Source organism: Streptomyces hirsutus (assembly GCF_001418415.1).
Lineage (GTDB): Bacteria > Actinomycetota > Actinomycetes > Streptomycetales > Streptomycetaceae > Streptomyces > Streptomyces hirsutus.
In genome coordinates this window covers 1-6,384 of record NZ_LIQT01000054.1, presented here as the reverse complement: position 1 = coordinate 6,384, position 6,384 = coordinate 1, and the positions used below count along the sequence as shown (strand labels likewise).

General features: G+C 72.8%; 7 protein-coding genes. 4 read left to right on the top strand and 3 right to left on the bottom strand.

Features of this window, described 5'->3' with window-relative positions:
• Positions 1–203: 203 nt before the first annotated feature.
• Positions 204–971, top strand: a complete 768-nt coding sequence (locus AOK11_RS04855; protein ID WP_055592380.1) for a hypothetical protein — start codon at positions 204–206, stop codon at positions 969–971.
• Between the two features lie 59 nt (positions 972–1,030).
• On the opposite strand, the gene AOK11_RS04850 is transcribed toward AOK11_RS04855, so the two are convergent.
• The gene (locus AOK11_RS04850; protein ID WP_055592377.1) at positions 1,031–1,885 is read right to left on the bottom strand and encodes a GntR family transcriptional regulator; all 855 of its coding nucleotides are present in this window, start codon (positions 1,883–1,885) and stop codon (positions 1,031–1,033) included.
• 179 nt (positions 1,886–2,064) lie between these two features.
• Here AOK11_RS04850 and AOK11_RS04845 point away from each other — a divergent pair, with 179 nt between their 5' ends.
• The gene (locus AOK11_RS04845; RefSeq protein ID WP_079034637.1) at positions 2,065–2,967 is read left to right on the top strand and encodes a (2Fe-2S)-binding protein; all 903 of its coding nucleotides are present in this window, start codon (positions 2,065–2,067) and stop codon (positions 2,965–2,967) included.
• Between the two features lie 292 nt (positions 2,968–3,259).
• Positions 3,260–4,300, top strand: coding sequence for a DUF2637 domain-containing protein (locus tag AOK11_RS04840; RefSeq protein WP_055592376.1), 1,041 nt, complete (start codon positions 3,260–3,262; stop codon positions 4,298–4,300).
• Between the two features lie 110 nt (positions 4,301–4,410).
• Here AOK11_RS04840 and AOK11_RS04835 read toward each other — a convergent pair whose 3' ends face one another.
• Positions 4,411–4,842, bottom strand: a complete 432-nt coding sequence (locus AOK11_RS04835) for an ATP-binding protein (protein WP_381000047.1) — start codon at positions 4,840–4,842, stop codon at positions 4,411–4,413.
• Between the two features lie 324 nt (positions 4,843–5,166).
• On the bottom strand, positions 5,167–5,805 hold the full coding sequence (locus AOK11_RS44510) for a hypothetical protein (RefSeq protein WP_063793415.1): 639 nt from the start codon (positions 5,803–5,805) through the stop codon (positions 5,167–5,169).
• Between the two features lie 88 nt (positions 5,806–5,893).
• Between AOK11_RS44510 and AOK11_RS44505 the strand changes: the two genes are divergently transcribed.
• Positions 5,894–6,384: helix-turn-helix domain-containing protein (locus AOK11_RS44505; protein ID WP_240497220.1), on the top strand; the 491-nt coding region annotated here is incomplete at its 3' end.

The window sequence follows — 6,384 nt, the reverse complement described above, 5'->3', positions numbered from 1 at the left end:
GGCGGGGGGTGCGCGTGCCGAGGGTGCGCCGGTGGGGTGTCCTGTGCGCCGTCGGGCGCTCCCCCGTTCGTGCCCGTTGATCCACGACTTTGTGAAATCCTTCACCCACCCTCTTGGCCCGACCCCGTTGTTCGTGCTGAGATGCGGCCACCACTCAACAGCTCGATGGCGTGCTCGGGGAGGGCAACGTGGCGCACACCGCCATGTCTGGTAACGGAACGACCGCTGGTGACGATCCCCTCCAGACCGCGGTATGGCGGCTGCGCTCACGCGCCTGCTGGGCCGACGCCGCCGCTCTGCTCACCCCGGACACCGCGGCCGCCGCGCTGCAGCGGTCGTCGCTCCTGGTGGAGCGGTGCCTGTACACGGAGACGGGCTGGGCCGAGGCCGAGGACGCGCTGCGTACGGCCGAGGCGCTGGCCGACACCGACGACGAACGGGGCGCCGCCGCTTGTGAACGCGGGTACTTGGCCTACGCCGCCACCCTGTTCGCGGTGCGCGACCGGGCCGACGAGGCGCGGGCCGCGCTCGGGCGCGCGGCGGCGCTGATCCCTCCCGGGGCTCCGGCACGGGCGCTGCTGGACTTCCGGCGCGGGCTGATCGCAGAGAACCTGTCCCGCTCCCCGCAGTCGGCGCGTGCCGCGTACCGCCGCGCCCACGCGGGCGCCACCGCGCACGCGGACCCGTTACTGCTTTCCGGCACATGGCGTCACCTCGCCGGACTCGCCCTGCGGGAGGGCGAGTTGGCGGAGGCACGGCACGGCTTCGCCGAATCCCTGCGGATCCGGGAGGAGTTGGGCTATCTGGTCGGCACGGCCCCGGCCCTGGTCTCCCTCGCCGACACGGAGACCGAGCCGGAGGCGTCCCGCCTGCGCGAGGAGGCCCGCCGGCTGCTGCGCCTGCTCGGCGGTGTCCCCACCTGGCTGTCCCGCCAACTGGCCCCACCGGCCCCGGGAGCGGCGACGGCGTAGGAACGCCCGCGGCTCCGGGCCCCGTACCGGGTTCCGAGCGCGGGGGGACGGGCCGCCGTTCAGACCGCGCCGGTGAAGTGCTCCTCCAGCAGTGACCGCACCGCGTCCTGGGCGCCCGCGATCAGCGCGTCCAGCAGGGCCGTGTGCTGGTGGGCGTCGGCCACCAGTCCCACCCGGCCGAGAGGGCCGGGGGCGGCGCCGACCAGGGGCCACTGGGCACGGCGGTGGAGGTCCTCGGCGATCCGGACCAGCTGTTCGTTGCCGGCGAGGGCGAGCACCGCGCGGTGGAAGGCACGGTCGGACTCGGCGTACGTGGCGCGGCAGCCGGAGGAAGCCGCGCGGATCGTGGCTTCGGCGAGGGGGCGCAGTTCGGCCCAGCGTTCGGCGGGCACCGTACGGGCCAGCCGCAGCACCATCGGGACCTCGATCAGCGCCCGGACCTCGGCCAGTTCGGCCAGCTCCCGGTCGCCCCGCTCGACCACCCTGAAGCCCCGGTTCGGCACGACCTCGACCGCGCCCTCCAGGGCGAGTTGCTGCATGGCTTCCCGGACGGGGGTCGCGGAGACCCCGAACCGCTCGGCCAGCACCGGCGCGGAGTACACCACGCCGGGCCGCAGGTCGCCCGTCACCAGCGCGGTGCGCAGTGCGGCGAGGACCTGCCCGCGCACGGAGGACCGCTGGACGGGCGTCCGGGGCCGGGGAAGGACGGCGGCCGGTTCGCTGTGGGTGTGCTCGCCGCGTACGGCGTCGTCCCGACCGGGTACGGCGTCGCCCTCCCGGCCCCGTGTGCCGGATGTGCCGGACCGGGCGGGCGCCCTGACCCTGCCCGCGCCCCCGTCCGCGCCTGCGGCCGGGCCGCCCTGTCCGGTCCCGGTGTCACCCGTCCCTGCGAAGCCCTTCGTGCCCTGCCTCACGGGGCCCTCCTCCGGATGTTTCAGTACTTGGGGTCATTACGGCGGCTTGTCAGTCGTTCGTCAAGCACCTTACGGGCAAGGGCCCCGCGGTTCACATCTCAACGATCTTAGGTAAGGTGAGGCTTACCTTTACCGCTCCGGCGTCGGGCCGGTTCGGCGAGACGTGAAGGGGTGGTCCCATGGCAGCGCCCGGTTCGGCCGTCGCGGACGCGTACACCCGCCTGGCGGAGGCTTTCCCGGCACTCGCCGTCACGGAACTCGCCCCCGACGAGGAGGTGCCCAAAGGCGGCGCCTGGGTGTCCGCCGACGCTCTCGCCGAGGGGGACGGCGGCTCCGCCCTGGACGCCTTCCTGTCCTGGGACGACAGCCAGGTGCTGCGGGACTACGGACAGCAGGCCCGCCCCGACGTGGTCGCCAGTTTCGGCCTGCACCGCTACGCCTGGCCCGCCTGCCTGCTGATCACCGTGCCGTGGTTCCTGCACCGCCGCGTGCCCCGCTACCCGGTGACCCACGTCTCCTTCGACCGCGCGGCCGACGGACTCGCCGTGGGCCGCATGGCCGTGCGCCCCGAATCGTTCGCCTGCCTTCCGGACGACCCGGCGGCCGCGCTGCCCGGCGCCCGCGTGGTTCCGGACGAGGAGGCCCTGCGGGCCGAGGTGCGCGCCTCCGTCGCCGAGCACCTCGAACCCGTCCTGACGGGCTTCGGTCCGAGGATGCGCCGTCGCGGCCGCGCCCTGTGGGGCATGGCGACCGACGAGGTGGTGGAGAGCCTGCGGTACATCGGCCAACTGCTGGGCGAGGAGGAGCGGGCCCTGCGGGAGCTGGAGCTGCTGCTGCCGGGTGCGACCAAGCCGTACGTCGGCGCGGCGGGCTTCCGTCCGGTCACCGGGCCGGGCGGCGAAGCCACGCACACCCGGGACCGGATCAGCTGCTGCATGTTCTACACCCTGCGCCCCGACGACATCTGCGCCAACTGCCCACGCACCTGCGGCGTCGGGAAGGCGAGCGGCAGGGCGGCAGGCGGCAAGGTCATCAGCATGCCCGTCGAAGACGTCGACATGCCGGTGGCCAAGGCGAGTTGACGCCGCGTCGGGCGGCGATGCACCCGCGCCCGCCCGACTCCGAGCCTCGCGAAGGTCACAGAGACTTCACAATTCCCTCACCTGTCGCAAGGTGTACCCACCTAACCACCCGTACGAGTAGTCTCATTCGAACCCAACCCACGTCTCTCACGCGTCAGTTCGAGCAGAACGCCGCCCCGGGTACCCCCTCGCGCTCCAATGGCGGCCACTTGCCCCGAAATCCCCTGAAGGACGGCGGGATTGGGCCACTATGGCGGGCGTTACGCCCTATCCCAATGCAAGGGACCCCTGGATGAGACTGACCGACATATCGCTGAATTGGCTGCTTCCGGGCGCCGTGCTGCTCCTGGGCATGCTGGCGGCGGTGGCGGTGCTCGCGCGCGGCAAGCGCTCCTCGGTCAAGGACACGAGCGCGGACGACTCGTGGGAGCGCAGCGAGGAGCGCCGCAGGCGCAAGGAGGCGCTGTACGGCACTGTCTCCTACATCCTGCTGTTCTGCTGTGCCGCGGTGGCGGCCGCGCTCTCCTTCCACGGTCTGGTCGGCTTCGGCGAGCAGAACCTCGGGCTGTCCGACGGCTGGCAGTACCTCGTGCCCTTCGGTCTGGACGGCGCGGCGATGTTCTGCTCGGTGCTCGCCGTGCGCGAGGCCAGCCACGGTGACGCGGCGCTCGGCTCCCGCATACTCGTGTGGACGTTCGCGTTCGCCGCGGCCTGGTTCAACTGGGTGCATGCTCCCCGGGGCATAGGGCACGCGGGTGCTCCGCACTTCTTCGCGGGCATGTCCCTGTCGGCGGCCGTGCTGTTCGACCGTGCGCTGAAGCAGACCCGCCGGGCCGCCCTGCGCGAACAGGGCCTGGTGCCGCGCCCGTTGCCGCAGATCCGCATCGTCCGCTGGCTGCGGGCTCCCCGGGAGACGTACCGTGCCTGGTCGCTGATGCTGCTGGAGGGCGTACGCAGCCTCGACGAGGCGGTCGAGGAGGTCCGCGAGGACCAGCGCCAGAAGGACGAGACGCGCCGGCGCCGGCGTGGCCAGGAGCGAGTGGAGCGGGCGCGGCTGAAAGCCATCAGCCGGGGCCACCGCGCCCTCGTGGGCGGCGGCCATCCCGTGGAGGCCCCGACGGTGGAGCGGGCGGACGACGTGGTGCCCACGGAGCCTGCCATAGCGGCGCCGGAGGCCGTCCTGCCCGTACGCTCGCGCCCCTCTCTGCAGCCGGTGCGCGGTGCTTCCGATCCGACGACCGTCGACCTCACCGCGGAGGACGACACCCAGGCACTGCCGCGCCTGGACTCCCTCGAGCGCAAGCTCAAGGACCTGGAGCAGCAGTTCGGCTGACGTCGGCGGGATGACTGAACGGGGCGGGGCACGGCCTGTGCGGGCCGTGCCCCGCCCCGTTCAGTGCGCCGGCGCCGGTTTCGGTGCCGATGCCGGTACCGGTGCCCGTGTCAGGCCGCGTCCGCGTCGAGTTCGAACCAGACCGCCTTGCCCACCCCGTGCGCCCTGATCCCCCACGCGTCGGCGAGGGACTCGACCAGGACCAGCCCCCGGCCGTGCGTACTGTCGTCGGCGTCCGGCACCCGCGGCCGGGGCTCGTGGTCCACGAAGTCCCGTACCTCGACCCGTAATACCCGGGGTCCGACGGTGGCGGTGAGGACCGCCGCCCGGTCGGTGTGGATCAGCGCGTTGGTGACGAGCTCGGTGGTGAGCAGTTCGGCCGTCTCCGACTGCCCGGGCCTTCCCCAGTGTCTGAGCAGTCGTCGTAGGTCGTGGCGGGACTCGGGCACCGCCCGCAGGTCCGCGCGTCCCAGCCGGCGCCTGAGCTGTGCCTCCGACACCCGTTCCCCGCCCCCGTCGGCCGTCCCTTCCACGGTCGTCACCGAGCCGGTCCCCGCCGTGCCGGGACAACCCCCTTGTACCTGCCTTCTCATGGCCCCCGCCCGCGTTCCGGTGTCGATTCCCCCTGCGGCTCGAACACGTCCGTGGAAATCCATGCCCCGTCACCCACGCGCCAGTCATGCGGCATCGTCAAGGCCGGTTATTGGCCGAACTTCAACGGCCACACACGTGTGCGGGGCCGTCCTCCCGACCCCCGTGGCGAGAGGACGACCCCGGATTCGTGGTGGTCGTAGGGCCCGATGCGGACCATGCCCTTCCGGGCGGTTCCTTCCGGACAGCGGCGTTTCGGACAGGGTTTTCCGGCGTCAGTACAGCTTGTCGACGGCCTTGGTCGTCGTCTTCTTGAAGGCGGCCACCGGGGCGTCGCCGAAGTCGCCCATCTGCCCCCAGCTCACGAGGGTGACCGTCCTCCCGTCCCGTCCCACCGACAGCAGGTGGATGTCGGTGGCGCCCCAGGAGGCGCGGGTGTGCAGTCCGTGGACCTGCGCGCCCTCCTCGACCGGCAGCGAGCCGTAGTACCGGCCCTCGGCCTCGATCTCCGGGTCGGACCGCTCGAGGCGGTCCGCGCAGGAACGAATCTTCTTGTTGATCAGGGCGGCCAGCGCCTTGCCCTTGGCGGCCGAGCCCGTCACGACCGTGGCCTGTACGGCGCCCGCGTCCAGCTCGGTGTGGAAGACCCGGTGCCGGTAGTCGTAGGCCGGGATGCCGTCTTCGCCCAGACAGTAGGCGAGTTCGACCGGGAAGCCGTCGGTGACGGGTCCCGCCGTCCACTCGGACGACGGGTGCGGCGGCAGTTGGGACGCCGCGAGGAACTTGGGCACGGCGGTCTTCACCTTCGGAGCGGCGTCCGTGGCCGGCGCGGCTCCGGCCGGCCCGGTGAGCGACGTGACGACGGCGAGGGTGATGACGGAGACGACGGAGAGCGCGGCGGCCCGGGTGCGCAGGNNGTGGCCGGCGCAAGCGTCGGCGGCCGTTCCCGGGGCATGGAACCATCCCAGCCCATCTGACGTGCAGGTATATGAGGTGCCTGGGATGCCGTCCCGGGCCCGTTCGGCCCAACGAGTGTGTTGCGGGGTGAAGGTGTCGGCACAGGACGACGTGGCGGAGTTCGCGGCTCGGCTGCGGGAACTGAAGGAACGCACGGACCGCAGTTACGGCTCGCTGGCCCGCCGTCTGAACATGAACACCTCCACGCTGCACCGCTACTGTGCGGGCGAGGCGGTCCCCCTCGACTTCGCCCCGGTGGAACGCTTCGCCGCCCTGTGCGGGGCGTCGGGCACGGAACGCCTGGAACTCCACCGCCACTGGCTCCTGGCCGTCGCGGCACGGCAGCGGCCGCGAACGGGAGAGACGACGGAGGCGGAGGCGGAGCCGGAAGCGGAGGGCGACGCGGACACGGCCGCGGGGGCGGGGGCGAAGGCCGCGGCGGAGGGCACGGACACGCCGTCCGCCACCGGCGCCACCACCACCGGCGCCGATCGGCCGCTCCTGGACGCGGGCGTCGTCATCGTCCCCCACCCCCC